This window comes from Allobosea sp. P1_A7, assembly GCF_056406775.1.
In genome coordinates, this window is sequence record NZ_JBFTZN010000087.1 from 1 (window position 1) to 25,317 (window position 25,317).

Consider the following 25,317-nt stretch of genomic DNA (forward strand, 5'->3'; position numbering starts at 1 on the left):
CGTATAGATCTGTCCGACCGCCACACTCGGGCCAGTCTCGACCTTGACCGTATCGCCCCAGCGCGACGAGGTCAGCGTCAACCCCGCGCAGCGGACCTCGATCCGAAAGGGAAAGCCTGCGACGGAGCGATCGCTGCATGTCCACGTTCGGCCCATCTGCGCCTCGCGGGCAACAACGCGGTCAAGTCCCTCGACCACCCGCCCTTTGACGACGAACCAGAAGCCGAACCAGGCCAAGGCCAGCAGCACGAGCAGGGCGAAGGGCGCATAAAGCCAGAAGCGGCCTCGGCGGCGCTCGGAAGGGAGGTCGGTCATGCAGCAGCGATCCATTGCGCGAAAGCGGCCGGATTGTTAGCTCCCGGTCGCAGGAAGCGCCAGACCCGCCATTCTCTCGGCCGATTCGAACGCTTCCTTCGTCAAGCAGCTTCTGACGGCGAAACTGTGGGATAACGATGACAGCGAATGCAGCTTCTGACGATCTGTGGGTCTTCGGCTACGGTTCGTTGATCTGGCGCCCCGGCTTCGCCTTCGAGGAAAGCGTGGCGGCCCGACTCAACGGCTATCATCGCTCGCTTTGCGTCTTCTCGCATGTCCATCGCGGCACCCCGGAACGGCCGGGCCTCGTGCTTGGGCTCGATCGTGGCGGCATTTGCCGAGGGCTCGCCTTCAGGGTGGCGCCCCCCCATGCCGCCGGGACCATCGCCTATCTGCGCGAGCGCGAGCAGGCGACCTCCGTCTATCTCGAACGCCATCTGCCCGTCAGGCTCGAGGACGGCCGCCGCATCCGGGCGCTGGTCTATGTGGCCGACCGCAAACACCTGCAATATGCTGGCCGCCTGCCGGCCGAGGAATTGCTCAAACTGGTGCGCCAGGGCCGCGGAAGCTCCGGAGAGAACCCCGACTATGTCCTGCGCACGCATGATCACCTGCGCAAGATGGGCATCTTCGACCCGGTCCTGAGCCATCTGGCTCATGTGCTGGCACCCGGTCTGCCCGAGCCACGCCCGCCGCTCTAAGCCTCACACCTGCGGCATCAGGTCGAGCAATGCAGCCCGGCGTCTCAAGCCGTCCTCGGCGAGCAGATGGATATGGATCTCGCTCGCCCCGGCAAGCACGACGGACCGGCGCCAGCGCGTCAGCGCAGCTTCAATCCCGAAGGGACCGCTCTCGCGCGCCGCGATAATCTGCCGGTCCTCGGATACCGCGAGCAGCACGGCATCGCTGAAGCCGAGAGCATGATCGTCCGTGACCGAAAAGACCGAGGCGACATAGCGGCGCCCTGATCGACCACGCCAGGCGGTGAAGCGACGCTCGCCCAACCCTGCGGTGCTGCGCAGCGGCATTTCGCGCGCATCCGCACCGGGTTCGATGCTCCATTCGTCCAGCTTAAGGGCGAGAACAGGCATTTGTTCCTCCTTTGTTCCGAACAAAAAGAGAACAAATTTGAACACCTGTCAAGCATGGCCCGCCTTGCGGGCGGAATGCGCCACCGGGGCTCGTCTAAGCGAGGGGGTCCTGCCCGATCCTGGCGAGTTCGCCGCGCCCCGTGGCGAGCAGCCTGTMGCTGGCAGTCTCGAAGCGATCCTGCAACTGCGCCTGGAAAGCTTCCTTCGACATGCCGGGCAGGATCGGCGGYAGGATCTCGACGCGAATCGTTCCAGGGCGGCGCAGGAATTTGCGGCGCGGCCAGTAGAGCCCCGAGTTGAGCGCGACCGGCACGCAGGGCACGCCGAGCTCGGCATAGAGATGTGCGACGCCGAACTTGTAGGCCGGCGGCGCCCCGGCCGGACGGCGCGTTCCTTCCGGGAAGATCAGGAGCTGGCGGCCGTTCTGGCCAAGCTCGACCTTGGCGCGGCGGGTCACATGCGAGAGAGCCCGTGCCCGCGCGCCACGATTGACCGGAATCATGCGCATCTTCCACAGGCACCAGCCGAAGAACGGGATCCAGGTCAGTTCACGCTTCAGGATGAAGACCGGGTCCTGGAAGATAGTGACGAGCGCAAAGGTCTCCCAGAACGACTGGTGTTTCGCGGCCACCATCATGCCGCCCTGCGGAATATTCTCGAGACCGCTAATCTCATAGCGGGTTCCAGCCGTCACCCGCATGAGCCACAACGCACTGCGCGCCCAGGTCAGGGCGACCCACAGCATATAGCGCCGCGGCAGGACAAGCGCGGGCAACGCCGCGAAAATCAGCCACAGGATCAGGTTCAGATAGAACAGGACGTTGAAAAGGAGCGAGCGCAGCACGAGCATGGCGCGCAAAGAGCGCGCCGGCTCGCCGACGTCAAGCGCCGCGCTCCTCCGCCCCCAGGCGCGTGCGCTTTTCGTTCTCGGGGCCGAGCACGCTGGCAGGCTTGGAGGAGACCGGCTTTCGCCCGCCGATGATCACCGACAGGCGCGATGTTTCCGGATCGTCCTCCAGCATGCTGCGTAGCCGCGCCACCAAGTATTTCACATATTCCGGGACGAGCACCCTGGCGACGCGCCATTCGTTCCACCAGCTCGATGCATCGATATGCTCGGTCACCACCGGGTGCGGCACGACGCGAACGCCTGGCATGGCGTGGCTGAACTCGGCCAGCGCCCGCGGCATATGATAATTGGAGGTCACCAGCAGCAGTGACTTGAAGTCGTGCCTGCGGACCCAGCGGCGTGCCTCGATGGCATTGCCGATGGTGTTGCGGGCGCGATAGTCGAGATCGACGCAACAGCCGAGCAGCTCGCGCGCGGAGGGATTGAGCTTTGCAAGCTCCTCACGGCCGGTGCGCTCGTTGACACCGCTGATCAGCAAGCGCGACCCACGTTCGGCCCCGAGCAGGCCGATGGCATCGCCGACGCGCTGGGCCCCGCCGGTCACGACGACGATCGCATCCGTACGCGGCGCGACCGTCGGCTCGCGCTGTTCGATCCTGGCAATGAAACCGGCATAACCGCCGGCGAGCGCGAGCGCGAGCAGGGCAGCAACGGCAAGGGTCAGGCGCCATGCCCAGACTCCTGCAGAGCTCCTCCTGCTCGTCGCGGTCGGCGACATCGCGTTGTCCCCCCCCCTCACCGGCAGCTGTCCGTGTCTGATTCCCATCATCACCATGTCTTGCCAGGCTAAACCGGCAATCGGGCATAAGGGCGACGTGAAAAGTCGTCCTCCGCCCCAGAGATTAAGACTTCACTACCCCAGCACCCGCAAATAATGGCGCACGGTAAACCGCGAAACGAGACCGGATATCGCCGCCACCACCATCGCCACCAGAAGCACAGCGGCATAACCCGACCAGCCGATCTCGAAAGCACCGAACATGGCCTGAATCTGCTCTGACCCCGGCGACGAACTCCAGCTGGAGGCGAGCCAGCCCAGAATGGCGATGGCCACGATTGCAGCAAGCCCTCCAGCCGCGCCCCCCTTGAGCCCGAGCCTGACGAACCGCGCCTGGAATTCCCGCGCGATGAAGTCATCATCAGCTCCGACAAGATGCAAGACCTCGACGCTGTCGCGGCTGCCGGCCATTGCTCCGCGCGTCGCAAAGGCCACGGCCAGCGCCGCGGCGGTCAGGACCAGCAGAACGACGACGACACCGGCAAGGATGATGGTGTTGGCCATGGTCGAGAGGCGGCGCAGCCAGAGGCGGTGATCGTCCAGGCTCGCGGTCGGGACGTCGCGCCGCAGCGTTTCCTTGAAAGCCGCGATTTCCGCCGAATTGCCGCTGCGCAGCTTCAACACGATCAGCCGCGGCACCGGCAGTTCGACGAGATCGAGCCCCGCGCCCAGCCAGGGCTCGAGCAGCTTGTCCGACTCCGCCTTCGGTACGGCGCGCACCTCGTCGACGCCGGCAACGGCACGTGCCATCTCGACCGCGCGCGCAACGTCGCTCTCGATATTGCGGCGTGTGTCCGGCCGAATCTGGATCGTCATCTCATTGGCGACGGCACCGCGCCACTGCTCGGAGGCGTGTGCGGCGAGCAGCGCCGCGCCGGCACTGAGGGCCGCGAGAAAGGTCAGGATCGCGATCACCGCGACCAGCGCCCGGCCGGCAGCCGAATCGACCGGAACCAGCGGCTGGTCCCGTCGGAGATTGAGTGGGAGCGCGCGTTCACGCGGTTCCCCATCCTGCTCGAAGTCAGCTGTCGACATGAAGATGGCCGTCGGCAATGACAAGGCGCGGAGCATCATAGAGCTCCATCAGCGCGAGATCGTGGGTTGCGATCACGACGGCGGTCCCGAGCGACTGCAATTCCATGAACAGGCGCAGCAATCGCCGGCCGAGCGCCGGGTCGACMTTCCCGGTGGGCTCGTCCGCCAGCAACAACTCCGGCCGCCCGATCAAGGCGCGCGCGATCGCGGCGCGCTGCTTCTCGCCGCCCGAGAGAATGGTCGGTACGGCATGCATGCGCTCGCCGAGACCGACCCAGCGCAGCAGTTCGACGACCTCCGCGCGGTAGCTCGTCTCTTCCTTGCCGAGCACGCGCAGCGGCAACGCGACATTCTCGTAGACCGTGAGGTGATCGAGCAGGCGAAAATCCTGGAACACCACCCCCATGCGGCGACGGAAGGCCGTGAGCGTCGTCGCATCCAGCCGCGACACATCCTGGCCGAACAGGTTCACCAGCCCGCGCGTCGGCTTCAGAGCCATTAGCACGAGCCGGATCAGGGTCGTCTTGCCGGCGCCGGACGGGCCGGTCAGATACTGGAACGAGCGCGGCGCGATGCTGAAGTTGATGTCCTTCAGCACCTCGGGGCCCATGCCGTAACGCAGACCGACATTCTCGAACCGAACCAAGCCCTCGTCCCTTCGGAGCAAGCCCGGCAGTCGCGGGCATCCCTTGCGAATCTCGACCGCGATCCTACACCGCAAGCCGGTGCCGGCGGAAAGCCGGCCGATCTTCAAACCATGCAGTACAGGTTCTTCACGGGGCGTTAACCATAAATCCCTCCAATGGGTCGAGACCTCCACGAGCCGCACGCGAGAGCTTGAATCGCGCTGCGCCAGGGAAGAAATCTGCAGCGGCACCTGAGCCGCGCGTACCGGTGCCATTGCGAAAGAGTCATTCGCCAAACCATGCTGATCGTCTGCCCGTCCTGCTCCAGCCAATATGAACTCGATGCGGCCAAACTTGGCCCGTCCGGGCGCAAGGTGCGTTGCGCCAAATGCGAGACGCGCTGGCATGTCGAGGCGGAGCCCCAGCCGGTCACATTTCCCGATGCGCCGAGCAGCGAGGAAACGACCGCGCTGCTCGACGAAGAGCTGCGCCGCGCTGCCGAGATCGAGGAACAGGTGTCCGCACTCACAGCCGAGCGCGCGGCCCTGGCCGAAGGCGATGAACCAAGCCGCCCTGGAGCCAGGCCGCGCGGTCGCCGTTCTGCGCGCACAGGTCGAAAGGCCGCCCCCGTGCCGCTGGGCACCCGGATGCGAGCCATGGCTGCGCCGGCGCTCGCGATCGGCGGTCTCGCCGTGCTCGGGCTGCTTGTCTGGAAACGGGACGTGGCGGTCCGTGGCGCTCCCCAGCTCGCTGTCGTCTTCGAGAAGWTCGGCCTGCCGGTGAACGTGCGCGGCCTCAGCCTGACGGGCATCGAGAGCGGGGTCGTGCAGGACGCGCAAGGCCGCTTCCTGGTGGTCGAGGGCGATGTCACCAACATCACCAAGACCGTCGCCAAAGTGCCGCAAATCGAGGTCGCCGTGCGCGATTCGGCTGGCCAGACCCTCTATACCGGTTGCCCGCGCCTTCACCTCGCCGCACTATCCCGCTGCAAGCGATCGTATAAACCTGCGATTGGAACCAGACTGCGCAGCGTGCTGCGCCAAACGGGCGGCCGGCATCCGGCGAGACCCGAAAGGACACTGACGACGATGACTCAGCCCCTACGCATCCGGGTGCTCTACGAAGAGGCCGCGATCGCCAAGCGGAACGAGGAAATGGCACGCGAGATCGCTGCCGCCTACCCGCCCGACCTGCTGGTCGTCGCAGTGCTCAAAGGCAGTTTCATGTTCGTCGCCGACCTCATCCGGGCGATGCATCGCGCCGGCATGACGCCGCAGGTCGAATTCGTCCATCTCTCGAGCTATCGCGCTGCGACCATTTCCTCCGGGCAGGTCGAAATCCTGCGCGACGTGCAGAGCGACGTTCGTGGCCGTCAGGTGCTGCTGGTCGACGACATTCTCGAATCCGGCCGAACCCTCGCCTTCGCCAAGGACCTGCTGGCCGCCCGTGGCGCATCGCGCGTTTCCACAGCGGTGCTCCTGGAAAAGCCGGCCAAGCGCGCCGTCAACATCCAGGCCGATTATGTCGGCTTCGACTGTCCCGATTACTTCGTTGTCGGCTACGGCATGGATGTCGCACATTCCTATCGACAGCTGCCCTATGTCGGCGTCATCGAGACTGCCGATCAGGCCGGCCTTCCAGGTATCTGAACGATGTCACGTATTCTGGTCGTCGACGATGAGGAAAGCCTGCGCGCCCTGGTGGCGCGCGGTCTCACGCTTGACGGACATGTCTGCATGATGGCGGGCGACGGCGCCGAAGCGCTGGAGATTCTCATGGCCGAGAAGGGGCGTTTCGACCTCCTGCTCACCGATATCCGCATGCCGCTGATGGACGGGATCGCGCTCGCGCTCGCCGCCAAACAGGAGTTTCCGGACCTGCCCATCATGCTGATGACGGGCTATGCCGAGCAGCGTGAGCGCGCCAAGAGCCTGGAGGCAATCGTCTCGGAAGTGATGACGAAGCCCTTCACCATCGCCGAATTGCGCACCACGGTCATGCGCGTGATCGAACGCTCGATCGGCTGAACATCGCGCTTATACCGGTATCACGCGCTCCAGGCGATTCATCGGGCCGGAGAATGCCGACCTTTGGCGACAGCCGCAGACTTTCGTCGCGGCATTTATTGCAACCGAGTTGCAGCTGCATTGACGGGTTTTGCTCGACCTGTCATCCTGCTCTTGCAAATGAATTGCAGGTCGGGGTCGAGCATGACGATCGATGTCGTGAGCACGTCGAAGGATGTCGCGGACGCGGCACACCCCGCCGGGTGGCAACGGCCGCGGGGTGATCCGTCGCTGCTGGACGTCTTTCGATCGATCCCGGTTTCGGCCAAGGCCACTCCCTGGCGCAAGTTCCTCACATTTCTCGGGCCGGGCTATCTGGTGGCCGTCGGCTACATGGACCCTGGCAACTGGGCGACCTCGCTCGCGGGCGGCGCGCAGTTCGGCTACGCGCTGCTGGTCGTCGCACTCGTCTCCAATATCATGGCGATCATCCTGCAGTCGCTTTGCGCGCGGCTGGCGGTCGCGACAGGCAGGGACCTTGCGCAGGCCTGCCGTGATGCCTATCCGCGCTGGGTTTCGTGGCCGCTCTGGATCTTTGCGGAACTGGCGATCTGCGCGACCGACCTCGCCGAGGTCATCGGCACGGCAATCGGCCTCAATCTGCTCTTCGGAATTCCGCTCGAAATCGGCGTATTGATCACCGCGCTCGATGTCTTCGTCATCCTCTGGCTGCAGACCAAGGGTTTTCGCTGGATCGAAGCCTTCATCATCACGCTGCTGGGCGTCATCGCCGTCTGTTTCGCCGTCCAGATCGCACTCGCCGATCCGGACTGGGGCCAGGTCATTCGCGGCTTTGCCCCGACGACCGACATCGTCACCAATCCCAACATGCTCTACCTCGCGCTCGGCATCATTGGCGCGACGGTGATGCCGCATAACCTCTATCTGCATTCCGGCATCGTGCAGACCCGCGCCTATGGCGGCAGCCTGCCGGAGAAGCGCGAGGCGCTGAAATACGCGACACTGGATTCGACCGTCGCCTTGATGTTCGCACTGACTATCAACGCAGCGATCCTGATCCTCGCCGCCGCGACCTTCTACAAGACCGGTCAGAACACCGTCTCCGAACTCGGGCGCGCGCATGAACTGCTCGCCCCGCTGCTCGGCGCCTCGATCGCGCCATCGCTTTTCGCCATCGCGCTGCTCTGCTGCGGCCTGAACTCGACGGTGACCGCGACCATGGCGGGACAGATCGTCATGGAAGGCTTCATCGACATCAAGCTGCCGGCATGGCTGCGCCGCCTGGTCACGCGCCTGGTCGCCATCATCCCTGCCATCGTCGTGACGATCGTCTATGGCGAAGCGCAGACCGGCAAGCTGCTCATCCTCTCGCAGGTGATCCTGAGCTTCCAGCTGCCCTTCGCCATCGTGCCGCTCGTCATGTTCACGGCGTCGCGCAAGAAGATGGGCGAACTGGTCTCGCCGCGCTGGCTGACGGCGAGCGCCTTCGTCATCGCAGCGATCATCATCGCCCTGAACGTCAAGCTGATCTTCGACGTCGCCTTCGGCTGAACCGAGCGGACATCTACCGGTTCAGCCACCAGATCGAGATTGTCAGCACGGTCGCGAAGGACACCCAGGCGGCATAGGGCCAGAACAGGTTCGCCGCGAGACGATCGAGCGGAGCGAAGCGCTTGATCGTGATCAGGATCATCGCCAGCAGCGGCAGGATCACCAGGATCCCGGCGAGCGGACTCTGCATTCCGAAGAATCCGAATGACCACAGCACGTTCAGCAGAAGCTGGACATGATAGGCGATCAGCGCCCCGGACTTGCCGGGCGTCTCTGCCGGCAGTCGGAGGATGCGGTAGACGCTCAACGCCATGATCGCAAACAGCGCCGTCCAGACCGGCGCGAACAGCCAGTTCGGCGGGTTGAATGGCGGCTTGGCAAGCGTCGCATACCAGCCTGGGATTTGCGGAACGGTGGCCGCGCTGCCCAGCAGCGAGGCGGCGACCACCGGGACGATCGCAATCAGCAGATCGACCCAGATCGGCCTCGGCGAAGATCCGGCCTTGCTCGACAAAGTGCTCATGCCCCCAGCATGGGGTGCGTCTGCGGCATCGGCAAGCCGAGACCCTTGCGCCAACCCCCATGCCTGCGCCAGATGGACATTCCCGTTCCTCATGGAACCTTTCCGGAATCGCTCCATGACCAAGCGCCCGCTTCATCCCCGTTCGCTGGCCGCCCAGGCCATGGGCAAGATCGATCAGCTCACCAAGGGCGTCGTGACGCCGATCCATATCGCCACGACCTATATCCGCGACGAGGACAACGGCTACTCCTCCGGCTTCGTCTATGGACGCCCGGACAACGAGACGGTGCGCGAGGCGGAAACCGTGCTCGCGATGCTGGAAGAGGCGAAGGCGGGGGCATTGCTCTTCAGCTCGGGCATGGCGGCCGCCACGGCTGTCTTCCAGGCGCTCTCGCCGGGGGATCATGTCGTCGCCTCGAAGGTGATGTACTGGGCGCTTCGCTCCTGGCTGCTGACCGAGGCCACGCGCTGGGGCCTGAAGATCGAATTCGTCGAGACAGATGATCTCAACGCGCTGAAGGCCGCCGTAAAGCCAGGCGTCACCAAGCTGGTCTGGGCCGAGACGCCCTCGAACCCGCTCTGGACCATCACCGACATCGCCGGCGCCGCCGAGATCGCCCATGCGGCCGGTGCGAAGCTTGCGGTCGATTCGACCTGCGCGTCCCCGGTCCATACCCGGCCGCTTACGCTCGGTGCCGACATCGTCATGCACGCTGCCACCAAGGTGCTGAACGGCCATTCCGACGTCGTCGCCGGCGCCCTCTGCGCCCGCGAGGATGACGCCTTCTGGAACCGCGTGAAAACAGTCCGCAAGATGCAGGGCGGCGTTCTCGGCCCCTTCGAGGCCTATCTGCTGATGCGCGGCATGCGCACCCTTCACGTCCGCCAGGAACGCCAGACGGCCTCCGCCATGACGCTCGCCCAGAAGCTCTCCGCCCACCCGCTGGTGGCCCGCGTGCTCTATCCCGGCCTGCCACAGCATCCGGGCCATGACATCGCGGCGCGCCAGATGCAGAACGGCTTCGGCTATATGCTGTCGATCCAGGTCACCGGCGGCGAGAGGGCGGCGATCAAGGCGGCGGCGCATGTCGAGCTCTACAAGCGCGCCACCTCGCTGGGCGGCGTCGAGAGCCTGATCGAGCATCGCGCCTCGATCGAGGGCGCAGGCTCGCCCTGCCCGGTCGATCTACTGCGCCTCTCGACCGGCATCGAAGATGTCGAGGACCTCTACAACGACCTCGACCAGGCGCTGAAGGCCGGGCACGCCTAGCGCAGGGTCGCCCGTGCCATAGCCAGCAGGCGCACGTGCCCCCCTTTTCCACCGCCTTTGACCGGCAGCGGAAAGGGTCCCGAATTGCCGGTCGTTCCAGCAGCTTCAGGGCTGGAACAGGCCGCAGCCGTGGGAACGCATGCCGTCGCCCTGAATGGTGTCGTGGCTGCGCGCGCTTGCAGCGCACGAAGGGCATGGCCCGCCTCTTCCTCGGGCGTCCTGAAGCCATGGGAGCCAATCTCTGGGCCGTRTTCGGGTGCGGCCGCGAAACCTGAGCGCGCTGGTAGCCCGACCCGGTGCTTCCGAGCCCGCTGGGGGACAAGGCCCACGATCAATCCGGTGGATCGTCACAGGTCTGCAACAGCCCATCGTTAGCTCTGCGCGGCATCAGCGAGGAGATGACGCTCATGACCGGCCAAGCCTTCGAAACGAATCGCCGCACGCTTCTGCTCGGCCTTGGCGCCGCAGCGCTGATACCGCAGCCGATGCCTGCCGCCGCGCGCAGCCTGCCGGCATTTCCGACCGTCAATCCCGGCACGGACACGAGCTACTGGAACATCGTGCGCGGCCTCTACAGCGTCACGCCCGACATGGTGAATCTCGAGAACGGCTATTGGGGCATCATGGCCGAGCCGGTGAAGGCCGAGTACAAGCGCCTGACCGACTTCGTGAACTTCGAGAACACGGTCTATGCCCGCAGCAGGATCGGCGCCGATCTCGACAATGTCCGCACCCCACTCGCCGCATTCCTCGGCGTTGCGCGCGAGGAGATCGCGCTGGCGCGGGGCGCAACCGAGGCGCTGCAGGCGCTGATCTCCGGCTACAACAAGCTCAAGCCCGGCGACACCGTGCTCTATGCCGATCTCGACTACGATTCGATGCAGTATGCGATGAACTGGCTGAAGGCTCGGCGCGGTGTCGATGTCGTCAGGTTCGACATCCCGGAGCCCGCCACGCGCCAGGCCGTGCTCGACGCCTATGACGCAGCGCTCAAGGCCAATCCCAGGACGAAGCTTCTCCTGCTGACCCATATCAGCCATCGCACCGGGCTGATGATGCCGGTCAAGGAACTGGCTGCGATGGCCAAGGCGCGCGGCGCCGATGTCATCCTCGACGCGGCCCATAGCTGGGGCCAGGTCGCCTTTCAGGCCCGGGATCTCGGCGTCGATTTCATCGGCTTCAACCTGCACAAATGGATCGGCGCGCCGCTCGGTGTCGGCCTGCTCTACATTGCTAAGGACCGGCTCGGCGATATCGACCCCTATATGGCCGACGAGGATTTCAAGGCCGACGATGTCCGCTCGCGGATCCATACCGGCACGCCGAACTTCGCAGCGCAGCTCGCGGTCCCTGCCGCACTCGCCCTGCATCAGGAGATCGGCCCGGAGGCCAAGGAGGCGCGCTACCGCCACCTGCGCAATCACTGGGTCGCGAAGGCACGCGAACTCAAAGGCGTCGAGATCCAGACCCCGGACGATCCCGGCATGGTGGCCGGCATCACCTCGTTCGCCCTGGCCGGCAAGCGCAGCCCTGCGGAGACCAATGCGATCGTTGCGGAGCTGCGCGACAAGCACAAGGTGATGACCGTTCGCCGCGGCGGCGTCGCCAAGGGCAATACGATCCGGATCTCGCCGGCCCCCTACATCATGGAGGCGGATCTCGATCGCTTCGTCGAGGCCCTGGCGATCGTCTCCGGCAATCGCGCGGGATAAGCCCGCTGGTCGGCCCGCGCGAGCGCAGAGCTCGGCCGCGCCGCATCCTCAAGAGGCAACAACGGGGATGAGGCGCGTCGCCGATCCCCGTCCTGTCTTCTCCCTCTCCTCGGAGAGGGAGAATCTCAGGCCTTCGCGACCTTCTGATAGTCCTTGACGTCGGAGAAGGTGATCTCCGGGACGCGCTCCGCATCGTATTTCAACGTGAACTGGGACGAGGCCATGAAGACCGGGTCGCCGTCGAGATCGTCCGCCATCGAAGACGGCTTCAGCGCGACGAATTTTGCGAGCGCCGCCTGATCGTCCGAGGAGACCCAGCGCGCGATCGCGAACTGGCACGGCTCGAAATCGACGGGCAGCGAATACTCGACATCCATGCGCTCCTTCAGCACGTCGAGCTGCAATGCGCCGACCACGCCGACGATCGCCGGAGCGCCGTCATGCGGCAGGAAGAGCTGGACGACCCCCTCCTCCGCCATTTGCTGCAGGGCCTCGCGCAGCTTCTTCGCCTTCATCGCGTCCTTGAGCTTGACGCGGCGCAGGATTTCCGGCGCGAAGCTCGGCACGCCCTTGAAGACGATGTCCTCGCCCTCGGTGAGCGTATCGCCGATGCGCAAGGTACCGTGGTTCGGCAAGCCGACGATGTCGCCGGCAAAGGCCTCTTCGGCAATCGAGCGGTCTCGCGCAAAGAAGAACTGCGGCGCGTTCAGCGGCATCGGCTTGCCCGTGCGAACCAGCTTCGCCTTCATGCCGCGCGAAAGCTTGCCCGAGCAGACCCGCATGAAGGCGATGCGGTCGCGATGGTTAGGATCCATGTTCGCCTGGATCTTGAAGACGAAGCCGGTCATCTTCGGCTCTTCCGCCTCCACCGCGCGTTTGTCCGCGACCTGGGCGCGTGGGCTCGGAGCATGCCGGCCGAGCGCGTCGATCAGGTCGCGCACACCATAGTCACGCAGCGCCGCGCCGAAATAGACCGGCGTCAGATGGCCCTCGCGAAAGGACTCCAGGTCGAACGGCTTCAGGCCCTCGCGCGCCAGGAAAACCTCCTCGCGCCAGGTCTCGGCAAGGCCGTTCGGCAGGAGCTCGTCGAAGAGCGGATCGTCCTCGCCCGCAACGGGGGTTCCCGCGTCGCTCTCGTCGCCCTTCTGGTTGCGACGGAAGGTATTCGAGGCGAAATCGAGTGTCCCGACGAAGTCGCGCCCGCGCCCGACCGGCCAGGTCATCGGCGCGACGTCGAGCGCCAGCGTCGTCTCGATCTCGTTGATCAGGTCGAAGGGATCGCGCGTCTCGCGATCGACCTTGTTGATGAAGGTCACGATCGGGATGTCGCGCAGCCGGCAGACCTCGAACAGCTTCTTGGTCCGCGCCTCGATACCCTTGGCGGCGTCGATCACCATCACCGCGGAGTCGACCGCCGTCAGCGTGCGATAGGTGTCTTCCGAGAAGTCCTCGTGGCCCGGCGTGTCGAGCAGATTGAAGACGTGCCCGCCATACTCGAAGGTCATCACCGAGGTGACGACCGAGATGCCGCGCTGACGCTCGATCTTCATCCAGTCGGATGATGTCTGGCGGCGGCCCGCCTTGGCGCGCACTTCGCCCGCGAGCTGAATCGCGCCGCCGAAATAGAGCAGCTTCTCGGTCAGCGTCGTCTTGCCGGCGTCCGGGTGCGAGATGATGGCGAAGGTACGCCGGCGCGCATGCGGCGCGACGGCGGTCGCCGGGGCATCAAGGATGGAAATATCGGTCATGTCGGTGTGAAGACAGGAAGGGCGCCCGCTGTCAATGATCCGCAACGCGACTTCGACGCCAGCCGCGCCACTTGATGGGCCCGCAGATCACCATGGATTAACCATTCGCAGCCATCATCCGGCGCCGCGATCACATCTGCGCCAGCTGCGGCCGGCGCTTCAACCCACGAGCGGATGGCGTCCCTGCGCAAGATTTCCAGCCAGATCTTCGGAGCCGTCCTGCTTCTCGCCGTCACTGCCGCCCTGGCAACCATCCTCGGGGTCCAGGCGCTTGGCCGCTACGCGGCGATGACGGACGAGATGCAGCTCGCATCGCGCCGCGTGCTGATGGCCGAACGGATCAACGGGTTGGTCAACGCCGTCGTGATGGAAACGCGCGGGCTCTATATGAGCCGCGATTCTGCCGATGCCGAGCGCTTCGCCCAGCCACTCCTGGATGATCTTGCCCAGATCCATGAGGTCATGGACGATTGGCGCCCTCTCGTTCAGGCAGAGGACGGCGCAGCCTTTGCCGCTGTCTCCGACCAGATCGAGCAATTCATCCGCTTCCGGCGGGAGACGGTTCGGCTCGCACGCATCGAGGGCCCCTCCGCAGCAAACAGGCACGGCAACAACGAGGTCAACCGGGCGAACCGCAAGGCACTGAACGAAGCGTTGAAACACATCGCGGTTCTCAACGACGTCAACAGCCGCATCATCGATTCCCGCCTCGACGCGCTGCAGGACAGCAGCGCGAGGCGGCAGACGCTGATCGGCGCTCTGATGATCGCGGCCGGTCTCGCTCTCGCGCTCTGGATCGTGCATCGGCGCGTTTCACAGCCGCTCAGGCGGTTGGCGGCAACGATGCGCCGCTTGGCACAGTCGGAACCGGTCGCCGAAATTCCTCTGGCGGCACGCCCGGACGAGATCGGCGATATGGCCCGCTCGGTCGTCGTCTTTCGCGACAACGCCATGGCGCGCGCCGAGCTCGAAGGCGCCGCCCGGGTGACCGAGGCCGCCCGTGCCGAGCGTCAGATCAGGATTGACGAACTCATCCGCAGCTTCGATGCCAGGATCGACGCCGTGCTGAAGACGGTGAGATCCGGTTCGAGCCAGATGGAGAGCACGGCCCGGACCTTGAACGATGCAGCGACGGCCGCAACCTCGCAGGCCGAAGACGCTCGCACTGCCTGCCTTGATGCCGCCGACAGCGTTCGCAATGTTGCCGCGGCTTCGGAACAGCTCTCCGGCTCGATCGCAGAGATCACGGGGCGGGTCGCCAAGGCCAATGGCGTCGTCGGCAATGCTGCGCGCGATGCCACCAGCGCGAGCGCGAATGTCGCCAACCTGACCTATGCCGCCGAAGAAATCGGCAAGATCGTCTCGATGATCCGCGACATCGCTGCCCAGACCAATCTCCTCGCCCTCAACGCCTCGATCGAGGCGGCACGTGCCGGCGAGGCCGGGCGCGGCTTCAGCATCGTCGCTGGCGAGGTGAAGACCCTGGCGAGCCGGACGTCCCAAGCGACGGATGAGATCGCCGCCCAGATCGCGGCCTTCGAAACCGAGACACGCGGCGCAGTCGCCGCAATCGAAGCGATCGCGGCGGTGATGGCCGAAGTGGCCCAGCACACCGTGGCGATTGCAGGGGCGACTGAGCWGCAGATGCAGGCAACGGCGCAGATCGCCCGCAATGCGCAGGCAACGTCGGATGGCACCATCCGCGTCTCGCGCAAGATGGAGGGGGTCACCGCCGCATCCGAGGAGACCATGCTTTCGGCAAGTCAGGTTCTGAAGACGGCCGAAAGCCTGAGTCGTGAGGCGGAGACGCTGCGGGGTGCCGTCGAGACCTTCTTCTCTGACGTCAAGGCGGCCTGAGGCCGGCTCAGGTCTTCAGGCGATATCCGGTCCGGAAGATCCAGCCGACCGTCGCAATGCAGGCGGCGAGGAAGACCAGCGTCATTCCCAGGCTGACGACGATGCCGACCTCGGAAACGCCGAAGAAGCTCCAGCGGAAACCGCTGATCAGGTAGACGACCGGGTTGAACAGCGCCACCGTCCGCCAGAATCCCGGCAGCATGTCGATCGAGTAKAACGACCCGCCGAGGAAGGTCAGTGGCGTCACCACGAGCAGCGGGATCACTTGCAGTTTCTCGAAACCGTCGGCCCAGATGCCGATGATGAAACCGAACAGGCTGAAGGTCATCGCGGTCAGGAACAGGAAAAGCAACATCCAGACCGGATGCTCGACCCTGAGCGGCACGAAGGCCGTCGCCGTCAGCAGGATGATCAAGCCGAGAAAGATCGATTTCGTGGCCGCCGCGCCGACATAGGCGATGACCGCCTCCCACCACGCCACGGGCGCCGAGAGCAGCTCGTAGATCGTGCCGGTGAATTTCGGGAAATAGATCGCGAAGGAGGCGTTGGCGATGCTCTGCGTCAGCAGCGAGAGCATGATCAGGCCGGGCACGATGAAGGAGCCATAGGCGACGCCGTCGATCGCCTGCATGCGCGAACCGATCGCGGCACCGAAGACGATGAAATAGAGCGAGGTCGAGATCACCGGCGAGACGATGCTCTGCAGTGGCGTACGCCAGGTGCGCGCCATCTCGAAGCGATAGATCGCGCGCATCGCGTGGAGGTTGATAGCCATGATCAGTGCCGCTCCCTCACCAGGCTCACGAAGATGTCTTCCAGCGAGCTCTGGCTGGTGCGCAGATCCCTGAAGCGGATGCCTGCGGTCGCGAGATCCTGCAGGAGCGCGGTGATGCCGGTCCGCTCCGCCTTGGTGTCATAGGTATAGACCAGTTCCTCGCCCTCGGCCGCGAGCGCCAGATCATAGGCCGCAAGCCCCTCCGGCAACGCGGCAAGCGGCTCCTGCAGGGAGAGCGAAAGCTGCTTCTTGCCGAGCTTGCGCATCAGCTCGGCCTTGTCCTCGACCAGGATGATCTCGCCCTTGCTGATCACGCCGATCCGGTCGGCCATCTCCTCGGCCTCCTCGATGTAATGCGTGGTCAGGATGATGGTGACGCCGTCGTCCCTGAGGCGCCGGACGAGCTTCCACATGTCCTGGCGGAGCTCGACATCGACGCCGGCCGTCGGCTCGTCGAGGAACAGGATCTGGGGTTCATGCGCCAGTGCCTTGGCGATCAGCACACGCCGCTTCATACCGCCMGAGAGCGTCATGATCCGGTTGTCGCGCTTGTCCCAGAGCGAGAGATCCTTGAGCACGCGCTCGACATGGGCCGGGTTCCGCGGCAGGCCGAATAGCCCCCGGCTGAAGCTGACCGTAGCCCAGACGGTTTCGAAGGCGTCCGTGGTCAACTCCTGCGGCACCAGCCCGATGCGCGCGCGCGCGGCCCGATAGTCCTTGATGATGTCATGACCATCGGCGAGCACGCTGCCGGAGGTCGGGTTCACCAGTCCGCAGATGATGCTGATCAACGTCGTCTTGCCGGCACCGTTGGGTCCGAGCAGGGCGAAGATCTCGCCGCGGCGGATTTCCAGATCGACCGATTTCAGTGCGCTGAAGCCGGACGCGTAGGTCTTGGACAGGTTGGAAACGCGGATGATGGACATGGCCACGATATAGGGGAAGCGACGGAGGGATGCGACCGCGCCGCCATGCGCCGCGAGCACGTCAGCAGATCATATGACGACTGACTGATTTCGTCAGCAGTAAAATGCCAATGGCCGGGACAAGCCCGGCCATCCCCAATCCTCGCTGGCCCTTCGTCTCAGCGCATGAAGAACCAGAGCAGGATGATGACGGGAATCGGCACGCCAAGCAGCCAAAGTGCAATCGAACGCATTGGGACAGCCCCTTATGAATGATCGTGCTGGAGCAACGTCCTGAGGCTGCCCAAGGTTCCGGCCGCTCCCTCCTCGCTTCCTCGGGCGCAGCCTCACGAAAACAGCGTCGCGCTTCCATGCCAGAGCGGACGATAGCCATGCGCGAGGGCCGCGATGGTCGCAGGCGGCGTCAGTACCAGGACGGTCCCGGGCGCCCGCCGCCGCCGCTCGATATATCCGTTGGGAGACCAGAGCAGCGCGGCCTCACCGCGCAAGGCCAGCCAATCGCCGGCCCCAGCCTCGATCATGGTTCCGTCCGGCAATCGATCGGCCTGAAGCCGGTGCTTCTGCTTGGCTCGTCCGATCCGGCGCTCGCCATCCAGAATCCGGTCGATCTCGGGAAAGAGCGGCTCGGACATGAGGCCGAGGCCTCGGACCAGCGCCGCACGGTAGCCGAGCGCATCCGCCCGCCGGCACTCCATGCAGGGCCGGTGCCCGGCCGCAAGCGCCGTCACCTCGTCGCAAAAGAACAGCTCGGTGTAACCCTTGCCCCAGACCTGTCGCCGTCGCCCCTTGAAGGAGAGCACGCAACAGATCCACTGCCGCGTGGCGTGCGACCGGATCGGCGCGGCCTGCGTCTGCGGATCGTGAAACCGGCCGCCGCGATTGCCGAACAGCAGGCCACGCGCAGGGTCGCGGGCGAGCGAGCCGTCGGGCCTTACACGGTTGGGCAGGGGCATGGCTGGCTCCTGGGTTCTCTCTTCAGAACTTGGCACATCATGCTGCCGGATCCTGTCGGCAGCATTCTTCCCTCCCTGCTTGCGGCACCATGCCCATCTGGCCGGGCACGCGACTTTGCGGCAGTCTTGCCTCTATCGGGAGCGGTCGAACGGGCGTCGGGGCGACATGATCGAGCACCAGAAGGGCGGCCTCGTACCGCACCCCGACCGCGAGGTCATTCTCGCCGAGGTCCACGCCCGCCCCTTCGCGCCGATCGAGACCCCGCGCCGCCTGCTGCATTTCGCCTTCCTGACCGATGCGGCTCAAGCGGCGGCAGACCGCGACGCCTTGGCTCGATTTTGTTCCGAGCGCGGTGTGACGCCCCTGGCCGAAGGCGCCAAGCATCACCGCGCCCGCCTCGCGGAGATTGGCCTGCGCTGGGAACAGCATAGCGAGTTCACGACCTATAGCTGGGAATTGCCATCGCCCGAACGCTCCGCCTTCGTTCCGACGGCAATCGATCTGCAGCATCCCATGCACGAGTTGCCGCAGCCCGGCCCGCACCTCGTCTCGATCGACCTCCATCTCCTGCCCGCGATCGGGGCTGGGGAGCTGGATGCGATCTTCGATCCTGCGAGCCTCGCCGCATCGCTCGTCGATAATGCAAGCGCCGTTGCGGCAACCGATTTCCGGGTCAGTGCCGGCGGGTTCGTCCGCATCCTCCTGCTTGACCGCGAACTGACATCGTCCCGTTCGGGGGCCCTGACCCAGAGGCTTCTGGAGATCGAAACCTATCGGACATTGGCTCTGCTCGGCCTGCCGGAGGCGCAGCGCATCGGCCCATCGGTGCGTGCCACGGAGGAAACGCTGGTGCGCATTGCCTCGACGATGACGGCGACGGAGGGCCTTGTCTCCGACAATGCGCTGCTCGACGAGATGACCGCGCTCGCCGCGCGTCTCGAATCCGAGGCGGCGTCCACGAACTATCGCTTCGGTGCGAGTCGCGCCTATGACAACATCGTCCAGCAGCGCCTGATCGCGATCGGCGAAACGCCGCATGCCGGCTGGCCGACGCTCGCAGCCTTCCTGTCCCGGCGGATGGCGCCGGCGATGCGCACCTGCCAGATGCTGCAGGAGCGCCAGACCGACCTGTCGCGCAAACTCGCGCGCGCCGCCAATCTGCTACGCACCCGCGTCGATGTCGCACTCGAGCAGCAGAACCGCGACCTGCTGGCGGCCATGAACGAGCGCACCCGCCTCCAGCTGCGGCTGCAGCAGACGGTCGAGGGCCTCTCGGTCGCGGCGATCGGCTATTACGTCGTCAGCCTCTTCGGTTACCTCGCCAAGGGCGCGAAGGATGCCGGCTTCCTGCCCATCGACGTCGGCATGGCGACAGCGCTCTTCGTACCCATCGCCCTCATCGGGGTCTGGGCGGCGGTCCGACGCATCCGGCGCGGGCATAGCGAAGAGAGCTGAGCACGGGCCGTGCCGATCCTGACATCTACTGACATCAAGTACCGTCACAACTCCCGCCATCGCCCCGACGACGCACCCTATCGGGAGCGCCGTCCTCATGATGGAGAGAGCCATGCTGACCTTCTACCACGCCCCGCAATCGCGTTCCTTCGGCGTGCTCTGGCTCCTGGAAGAACTCGGGCAGCCCTACCGGATGGAGATGATCGATATTCGCGCCAAGAGCGGTGCCCCCGAGGACTACCGCGCCATCCAGCCGCACAAGAAGGTACCCGCCGTCATCCATGACGGTATCATCGTCACCGAGCGTGCCGCGATCTGCATCTACCTCGCCGACGCCTTCCCCCAGGCGGGTCTCGCGCCTGCGCTGAGTGATCCCGCGCGAGCCCCCTATCTGACGGCCCTCGTCTATACCGACGCAGTACTCGACCCGATCATCGCGACCAGGGCGACCAATATCGATTACGTCCCGCAGCATTTCTCCTTCGGGTCGCACGAGGACACCGTTGCCTATCTGGAGAAGCGCCTCGGCAATCAAGATTTCGCGGCCGGCGACCGCTTCACCGCCGCCGACACCCAGCTCGGCAGCGGCATCCATTTCGGCATGAACATTATCGGCGCGCTGCCGCGCCTGCCTGTCTTCGAGGCCTATCTCGCTCGCGTATTCTCGCGGCCGGCGTTGCAGCGCACCCTCGACAAGGATGGTGTCCTTGAAGAAGGGCAGGTCGCCTGAGCGCAGGTCTCGAGGATCGGTCGATCTTGCATGCCCCGGCGACCGCCATGCCCGCCAGAACCGGCGGGGAACAGGGCATGCGAGATCCGCGAGACTTGTCCCCAAGGCCTCAGCATCTTCTTAAGGTTACGGTTAGGTAAGGTCGCTGACGTAAGGCATTTGAAGTATTTTCAGCCGCATTCAGGGCCCGTCAAGAACGCGGACAAATGCTGCCCGATGAATTCCTACATACCCCTGATTCTGTTTACCGTGCTGACCAACGCAGCCGCGCAACTGATGCTGAAACGGGGCATGACCGGCATCGGTAACCTCGATATCGCGAATGACGGACTGATCTGGACCGTATTTCGGGTCGTCTTCAACCCCTTCGTCTTCGCCGGCCTCTGCACCTTCGTGGTCAGCATGGCCTCGCATCTGATCGTATTGTCCAAGGTACAGATCAGTTACGCCTACCCGTTCCTGAGCCTCGCTTACGTCGTGGTCGCGGTCTACGCCTACTTCGTCTTCCAGGAAGACCTGAGCCCTGCCCGCATCGCCGGCATTGGCTTCATCGTCCTTGGCACCATCTTCATCGCACAGAGCTGAGTCATGATGGACCTGATCGCACGATTCATTCTCCGCCTCGGCATCCTGTTCGAACCGCCCGAGAACAGACCCGCCTTGCGCCCGGTGCCCGTGCCGGTCCGTGACCGGCGCCCTCGCCTTCCCGACACGTCGCGCTGACGCATCTCATCATCGAACCAGCGGCAAACTCAGCATGAAACACATCATTATCGGCGGAGACGGCTTCGTCGGCTCGCATCTCGCGGCGGACCTCGCCGCCATGGGCGAGGAGGTGCTGGTCGCGGATATCCAGAAGAGCGGTCACGCCCATTACGCGGCGGTCCCCTTCCAGACGATCGACGTAACCAGAGCCGAGAGCGTGGAGAGCATCCCGCTCGGCCAGGATGATCTCGTCTACAATCTCTCGGCCAAAATGCTCTCGCCGATCGTGACCCGTCGGGAACGCCACGATTTCTTCTGGCCGGTGAACTATCACGGCACCGCCAACATCCTGAACTGGATGGAGAAGCGCGGCGCCAACAAGCTCGTCCACTTCACCACGGACATGATCTACGGCCACTCCATCACCGTGCCGCAGGACGAGACCCATCCGGCAAAACCCCTCGGCGAATATGGCGAGAGCAAGCTCGCCACCGAGACCCTGGCGCAGACCTATCGCGACAAGGGTTTTCGGATCCCGATCTTCCGGCCGCGCCTGATCATCGGCCCGGGCCGCCTCGGCATCCTCGTCAAGCTCTTCCGCCTGATCGACATGAACCTGCCGGTGCCGATGATCGGCGGCGGCGGCAATCCCTACCAGTTCATCTCGGTGTTCGACTGCGCCAGCGCCTGCACCGCAGCCTGGAAGGCCGACTTCCCCAACAGCGCCTATAATCTCGGCTCGGACGATCCGCCGCCGGTGAAGAAGCTGCTGGGCGACCTGATCAGGCATGCCGGCTCGAAATCGATCCTGCTGCCGACGCCTGCACCATTGGTCAAGTTCGCCTTGAACACGCTTGACGCGATCAATCTGCCGATCATGGACCCGGAACAGTACATGATCGCCGACGAGATCTGCATTCTCGACACCAGCAAGGCCAAGCGCGAGCTCGGCTGGACCCCGAAATACCGCGACGAGGACATGCTGCTCGCCGCCTATACCGAATATCGCAAGAGCAAGGGCGAGCAGAGGAGCAAGGCCGCATGAGCATGCCAGCTTTCWGGAACGACGATTCCCCAGCCCGCCCGAAGCTGATCAGCGTCGAGGAGGCCAAACAGCTCGACGCCGCACAGGTGAAGGAGCTCTTTGCCAACCACATCAACCCCGGACAGCTGCATTTCCTCAAGCTGCTCGGCTTCGACAAGATCATCGTCGATCGTGCCGAGGGCATGCATTACATCACCCGGGACGGGCGCAAGATCCTCGAYTTCTTCGGCGGGTTCTGCTCGGTCGCCTTCGGCCATAACCACCCGCGCATCATCGCCGCCCGGCAGAAGTTCCAGGACGAGAACCGCCACGAGATCTGCATGGCGTTCATGTCGCAATATGCGGCCGCCCTGGCCCGGAATCTCGCCACGATCTCGCCCGGCGATCTCGACATGGTCTTTCTCGGCTCGACCGGCTCGGAAGCCATGGAAGCTGCGCTGAAGGTCGCCGAGCAGGTTCAGGGCCCGGGCAGGTCGAAGATCCTGCATGCCGCGAATTCGTTCCACGGCAAGACCAAGGGCGTGCTCTCGGTCACGGATTCGACGCTCTACCAGTCCCAGTTCAAGCTCGTCGAAAACCGGGTCAAGGTGCCGTTCGGCAATATCGAGGCCGTGCGCCTGGCGCTCGAATCCGATCCGGCGATCGGCATCGTCGTGATGGAGACGATCCAGGGTGGCGGCGGCATCGTCGAAGCCCCCGATGGCTTCTGGCGCGACTTGCGCGCACTCTGCGACAAGCACGGCGTCCTCTGGATTGCCGACGAAGTGCAGTGCGGGCTCGGCCGCACCGGCCAGTTCTTCGCCTTCGAGCGTGACGGCGTCGTGCCCGACGTCACCGCACTCGCCAAGGCTCTCGGCGGCTCCAAGGCTGCGATGGGTGCGATGATCGCCCGGCGCGAACTCTACATGAAGGCCTATGGCAAGCCGAAAACCGCATTGATCCATGCCCAGGCCACCTTTGGCGGCATGGGCGAGGCCTGCGTCAGCGCGATCGAGGCCCTCAACGTGCTCTATGAAGAAGACCTCATGGGCAACGCCAAGCGCCAGGGCGACTACCTGATCGAGCGGCTGAACACCCTTCGCGCCAAGCACCCGACGCTGCTCAAGGAGATCCGCGGCCGCGGCCTGATGATCGGCGTCGAGTTCCAGGACATCAGCGAGGCCATGCCTTTCGGCGTCAAGCACATGGTCGCGCTGCTCGACGACAAGCTGAAGGGGTCGCTCTGCGGCTTTGTCGGCGCGCTGCTCCTGAAGGATTACGACGTGCTCGTCGCCTTCACCGAATACAACCGCAACGTCATCCGCCTCGAACCGCCGCTGATCGTGACGCGCGAGCAATGCGACCAGTTCATCGAGGCACTCGACGACCTGCTCTCGCGCGGCATCACGCGGATCGTCACCGATTATCTGCGCAAGGTTGCGACCGCGAAGAACTGAGCTCCCTGCCCAGGCAGCTTCCCCAGGGCCGGCATGCGCCGGCCCTTTTGCGTCGCAGCGCCTGCTGACAGAAATCCGTGGCCGCTCGTGCAGAACTCTCCCTTCCGCAGCATCAGTCCGGTGAGCCATGTTGAGCCATCTCTCCTTCGGCGTGTCCGATCTCCCACGGGCGATTGCCTTCTATGATGCTGCACTGGCGCCGCTCGGCCTCGTGCGGGTCTGGACGGTTGCCGATGGAGCAGGCTACGGGCCGCCGAATGGCGGCGATCTCCTGGCGCTGAAGCTGCAGGCTGGCCCGGTCACTCCGCCGGGGCCGGGGTTCCACCTCGCTTTCGCGGCGGGGACGCGTCGGGCTGCCGACGATTTCCATCGGGCCGCGCTTGCGGCAGGCGGACGGGACAACGGCGCCCCCGGGTTGCGACCGCGCTATGCACCTGAATATTACGCCGCCTTCGTCATCGATCCGGAAGGCTATCGGCTTGAAGCCGTCACCCGGGCAACCGCCTGAACGACGTTCAGCCCGCGGTCACGCGGCGCCAGAAGCCGGATGAGAAGCCCGGATCGACATGCCGGGCAAAATCCCGCCACTGCGGGAAGGATGCCTCGAAGGTTGCAGGCGACATGCGGGCATCCTTGTAAGGGTTCACCCGGCCGCCCGCCGCGATTGCCACGCGATCAAGCTCGTCCAGCAGCGTGAGCGTCCGCTCGCCGCGATGCGGGAAATCGAGCGTCAGCGTCGCGCCCGCAACCGGAAACGACATGATGCCTGGCGACGGCACGTCCCCAAACAGCTTCAGCACCGTCAGAAAGGATGCCTCGCCGGCCGCGAGCGTCCGCCTCAGCATCTCCTCGACCGCCCTATGCGCCTGCGCCATCGGCACCGCGCATTGGAACTGGCGCAAGCCCCGCGGGCCATAGGCGCGGTTCCAGTTGCTCACCCGGTCGAGCGGGTAGAAGAACGGCCGATAGGGAATGCGCCTCGGCTCCGGCGAACGCGGCTGCGCTGCCCGGTAGAGCATGTTGAAGGCACGCAGCGTCAGCCGATTGATCAGCGGAAAGGGAGGATTGATCGGGAATGGCAGCGGGCGCGCTGCGCGCGACCGCGGCAGTTCCGACGCCGGAGCATGATTGGCACGGAAAARGACGCCGCGTCCGAAGCCGGTCCCGCCAGCAAGCGAGTCGATCCAGGCCACGGTGTAGTCATGGGTTGCATCGGATTCCGCCGCGACTTCGAAGAAGCGCTCGAGGCTCGGGAAATGGATCGCCTCCTGACGCATCTCGGCGGATGGGATCGGCATCAGCTGCAATGTCACCTGGGTGATCAACCCGGTCAGCCCATAGCCGCCGATCGTGGCGGCGAAGAGCTCTCTGTTCATGTCAGGCGCGCAGGTGAGCCGGGCCCCGTCCGAACGCGCCAGCTCGAAGGCACGCACATGCCGCCCGAACGTGCCGGCGCGATGGTGGTTCTTGCCGTGCACGTCGTTGGCGAGCGCCCCGCCGACGGTGACGAAGGCGGTGCCCGGCGTGACCGGCAGAAACCAGCCCAGCGCAACCACATGCTCCAGGATGGTGTCCAGCAACACTCCGGCTTCGCAGGTGATCAGTCCGCTTTCGCGATCGAAGGCCAGGATCTGATCGAGGCGACGCGCCGCGATCAGCCCGCCGCCATCATTGAGGCAGGAATCGCCGTAGGAACGGCCATTGCCATAGGCGAGCACGGTCGAAGGGTAGCGCCCAGGCTCAGCGCTCCAGGCGTCCGGCATGATGATCTGCGTATTCCGGGCGATGAGGCCGCCCCAGGACCGATATTCGGGCGCTCGTCCGTTCACGGCAGGACCGTCGCGGCGA

At 65.0% G+C, this 25,317-nt stretch carries 25 protein-coding genes and 1 pseudogene; 14 read left to right on the top strand and 12 right to left on the bottom strand.

What is annotated here, in order from left to right; all coding sequences use genetic code 11:
* Nucleotides 1-315 (bottom strand): DUF2125 domain-containing protein (locus AC1D34_RS16780; protein ID WP_476824775.1); only part of this gene is annotated, 315 nt, incomplete at its 3' end.
* A gap of 137 nt (nucleotides 316-452) precedes the next feature.
* Between AC1D34_RS16780 and AC1D34_RS16785 the strand changes: the two genes are divergently transcribed.
* Nucleotides 453-1,016: a gamma-glutamylcyclotransferase gene (locus tag AC1D34_RS16785; protein WP_441492201.1), complete on the top strand. Its 564-nt coding sequence runs from the start codon at nucleotides 453-455 to the stop codon at nucleotides 1,014-1,016.
* A 3-nt stretch (nucleotides 1,017-1,019) separates the two neighbouring features.
* On the opposite strand, the gene AC1D34_RS16790 is transcribed toward AC1D34_RS16785, so the two are convergent.
* From AC1D34_RS16790 to ftsE, 5 genes are all read right to left on the bottom strand, one after another.
* A complete protein-coding gene (locus tag AC1D34_RS16790) occupies nucleotides 1,020-1,406 on the bottom strand; it encodes a hypothetical protein (protein WP_476824776.1) in 387 nt (128 codons plus the stop codon).
* A gap of 94 nt (nucleotides 1,407-1,500) precedes the next feature.
* Nucleotides 1,501-2,256, bottom strand: a complete 756-nt coding sequence (locus tag AC1D34_RS16795) for a lysophospholipid acyltransferase family protein (RefSeq protein ID WP_476824786.1) — start codon at nucleotides 2,254-2,256, stop codon at nucleotides 1,501-1,503.
* Nucleotides 2,257-2,287: 31 nt separating this feature from the next.
* The gene (locus AC1D34_RS16800) at nucleotides 2,288-3,034 is read right to left on the bottom strand and encodes a YdcF family protein (protein WP_441492203.1); all 747 of its coding nucleotides are present in this window, start codon (nucleotides 3,032-3,034) and stop codon (nucleotides 2,288-2,290) included.
* A gap of 135 nt (nucleotides 3,035-3,169) precedes the next feature.
* The gene (locus AC1D34_RS16805) at nucleotides 3,170-4,129 is read right to left on the bottom strand and encodes a cell division protein FtsX (RefSeq protein ID WP_441492204.1); all 960 of its coding nucleotides are present in this window, start codon (nucleotides 4,127-4,129) and stop codon (nucleotides 3,170-3,172) included.
* Complete coding sequence (gene ftsE / locus AC1D34_RS16810) at nucleotides 4,116-4,775, bottom strand: cell division ATP-binding protein FtsE (RefSeq protein ID WP_476824777.1); 660 nt, start codon at nucleotides 4,773-4,775, stop codon at nucleotides 4,116-4,118. The genes AC1D34_RS16805 and ftsE overlap by 14 nt, the downstream gene beginning before the upstream one ends.
* A 279-nt stretch (nucleotides 4,776-5,054) precedes the next feature.
* On the opposite strand from ftsE, the pseudogene AC1D34_RS16815 reads away from it, so the two are divergent.
* The 4 genes and pseudogenes from AC1D34_RS16815 to AC1D34_RS16830 all read left to right on the top strand — a co-directional run.
* A pseudogene (locus AC1D34_RS16815) lies at nucleotides 5,055-5,153 on the top strand (zinc-ribbon domain-containing protein); the annotation flags it as partial.
* Nucleotides 5,154-5,843: 690 nt separating this feature from the next.
* A complete protein-coding gene (gene hpt / locus AC1D34_RS16820; RefSeq protein ID WP_069882402.1) occupies nucleotides 5,844-6,404 on the top strand; it encodes a hypoxanthine phosphoribosyltransferase in 561 nt (186 codons plus the stop codon).
* Between the two features lie 3 nt (nucleotides 6,405-6,407).
* A complete protein-coding gene (locus tag AC1D34_RS16825) occupies nucleotides 6,408-6,782 on the top strand; it encodes a response regulator (protein ID WP_441505644.1) in 375 nt (124 codons plus the stop codon).
* A 183-nt stretch (nucleotides 6,783-6,965) separates the two neighbouring features.
* Nucleotides 6,966-8,333 (top strand): Nramp family divalent metal transporter, encoded by a 1,368-nt coding sequence (locus tag AC1D34_RS16830; RefSeq protein ID WP_441492207.1) that lies wholly within the window; start codon nucleotides 6,966-6,968, stop codon nucleotides 8,331-8,333.
* Nucleotides 8,334-8,346: 13 nt separating this feature from the next.
* Here AC1D34_RS16830 and AC1D34_RS16835 read toward each other — a convergent pair whose 3' ends face one another.
* Nucleotides 8,347-8,856: a TspO/MBR family protein gene (locus AC1D34_RS16835; protein ID WP_441492208.1), complete on the bottom strand. Its 510-nt coding sequence runs from the start codon at nucleotides 8,854-8,856 to the stop codon at nucleotides 8,347-8,349.
* A 115-nt stretch (nucleotides 8,857-8,971) separates the two neighbouring features.
* Between AC1D34_RS16835 and AC1D34_RS16840 the strand changes: the two genes are divergently transcribed.
* The gene (locus AC1D34_RS16840; RefSeq protein ID WP_441492209.1) at nucleotides 8,972-10,126 is read left to right on the top strand and encodes a trans-sulfuration enzyme family protein; all 1,155 of its coding nucleotides are present in this window, start codon (nucleotides 8,972-8,974) and stop codon (nucleotides 10,124-10,126) included.
* 407 nt (nucleotides 10,127-10,533) lie between these two features.
* Complete coding sequence (locus AC1D34_RS16845) at nucleotides 10,534-11,838, top strand: aminotransferase class V-fold PLP-dependent enzyme (RefSeq protein WP_476824778.1); 1,305 nt, start codon at nucleotides 10,534-10,536, stop codon at nucleotides 11,836-11,838.
* 125 nt (nucleotides 11,839-11,963) lie between these two features.
* On the opposite strand, the gene AC1D34_RS16850 is transcribed toward AC1D34_RS16845, so the two are convergent.
* Complete coding sequence (locus AC1D34_RS16850) at nucleotides 11,964-13,586, bottom strand: peptide chain release factor 3 (RefSeq protein WP_441493229.1); 1,623 nt, start codon at nucleotides 13,584-13,586, stop codon at nucleotides 11,964-11,966.
* Between the two features lie 174 nt (nucleotides 13,587-13,760).
* Here AC1D34_RS16850 and AC1D34_RS16855 point away from each other — a divergent pair, with 174 nt between their 5' ends.
* A complete protein-coding gene (locus AC1D34_RS16855) occupies nucleotides 13,761-15,443 on the top strand; it encodes a methyl-accepting chemotaxis protein (protein WP_476824779.1) in 1,683 nt (560 codons plus the stop codon).
* A gap of 7 nt (nucleotides 15,444-15,450) precedes the next feature.
* On the opposite strand, the gene AC1D34_RS16860 is transcribed toward AC1D34_RS16855, so the two are convergent.
* The 3 genes from AC1D34_RS16860 to AC1D34_RS16870 form a co-directional block, all read right to left on the bottom strand.
* The gene (locus tag AC1D34_RS16860; protein WP_476824787.1) at nucleotides 15,451-16,212 is read right to left on the bottom strand and encodes an ABC transporter permease; all 762 of its coding nucleotides are present in this window, start codon (nucleotides 16,210-16,212) and stop codon (nucleotides 15,451-15,453) included.
* 8 nt (nucleotides 16,213-16,220) lie between these two features.
* Entirely contained in the window at nucleotides 16,221-17,144 is a 924-nt protein-coding gene (locus AC1D34_RS16865) for an ABC transporter ATP-binding protein (RefSeq protein ID WP_441493235.1), read from the bottom strand.
* Between the two features lie 326 nt (nucleotides 17,145-17,470).
* Nucleotides 17,471-18,097 carry a hypothetical protein gene (locus AC1D34_RS16870; RefSeq protein ID WP_441493227.1) on the bottom strand — a complete coding sequence of 209 codons (627 nt, stop codon included), beginning with the start codon at nucleotides 18,095-18,097 and terminating at the stop codon, nucleotides 17,471-17,473.
* Between the two features lie 166 nt (nucleotides 18,098-18,263).
* Here AC1D34_RS16870 and AC1D34_RS16875 point away from each other — a divergent pair, with 166 nt between their 5' ends.
* The 6 genes from AC1D34_RS16875 (at nucleotide 18,264) to AC1D34_RS16900 (ending at nucleotide 23,977) form a co-directional block, all read left to right on the top strand.
* Complete coding sequence (locus AC1D34_RS16875; RefSeq protein WP_441505649.1) at nucleotides 18,264-19,553, top strand: DUF3422 family protein; 1,290 nt, start codon at nucleotides 18,264-18,266, stop codon at nucleotides 19,551-19,553.
* A 112-nt stretch (nucleotides 19,554-19,665) separates the two neighbouring features.
* Nucleotides 19,666-20,283, top strand: a complete 618-nt coding sequence (locus AC1D34_RS16880) for a glutathione S-transferase family protein (RefSeq protein ID WP_441493225.1) — start codon at nucleotides 19,666-19,668, stop codon at nucleotides 20,281-20,283.
* Nucleotides 20,284-20,499: 216 nt separating this feature from the next.
* Nucleotides 20,500-20,868, top strand: coding sequence for a DMT family transporter (locus AC1D34_RS16885; protein WP_113516062.1), 369 nt, complete (start codon nucleotides 20,500-20,502; stop codon nucleotides 20,866-20,868).
* 172 nt (nucleotides 20,869-21,040) lie between these two features.
* The gene (locus tag AC1D34_RS16890) at nucleotides 21,041-22,033 is read left to right on the top strand and encodes an NAD-dependent epimerase/dehydratase family protein (protein ID WP_441493223.1); all 993 of its coding nucleotides are present in this window, start codon (nucleotides 21,041-21,043) and stop codon (nucleotides 22,031-22,033) included.
* The gene (locus tag AC1D34_RS16895; RefSeq protein WP_476824780.1) at nucleotides 22,030-23,469 is read left to right on the top strand and encodes an aspartate aminotransferase family protein; all 1,440 of its coding nucleotides are present in this window, start codon (nucleotides 22,030-22,032) and stop codon (nucleotides 23,467-23,469) included. Before AC1D34_RS16890 ends, AC1D34_RS16895 begins: the two co-directional genes overlap by 4 nt.
* Nucleotides 23,470-23,596: 127 nt before the next feature.
* Nucleotides 23,597-23,977 (top strand): VOC family protein, encoded by a 381-nt coding sequence (locus AC1D34_RS16900; RefSeq protein WP_441493221.1) that lies wholly within the window; start codon nucleotides 23,597-23,599, stop codon nucleotides 23,975-23,977.
* Between the two features lie 7 nt (nucleotides 23,978-23,984).
* Here the strand turns inward: AC1D34_RS16900 and AC1D34_RS16905 are convergent, their stop codons facing one another.
* Complete coding sequence (locus tag AC1D34_RS16905) at nucleotides 23,985-25,298, bottom strand: FAD-binding oxidoreductase (RefSeq protein ID WP_476824781.1); 1,314 nt, start codon at nucleotides 25,296-25,298, stop codon at nucleotides 23,985-23,987.
* Nucleotides 25,299-25,317 lie beyond the last annotated feature (19 nt).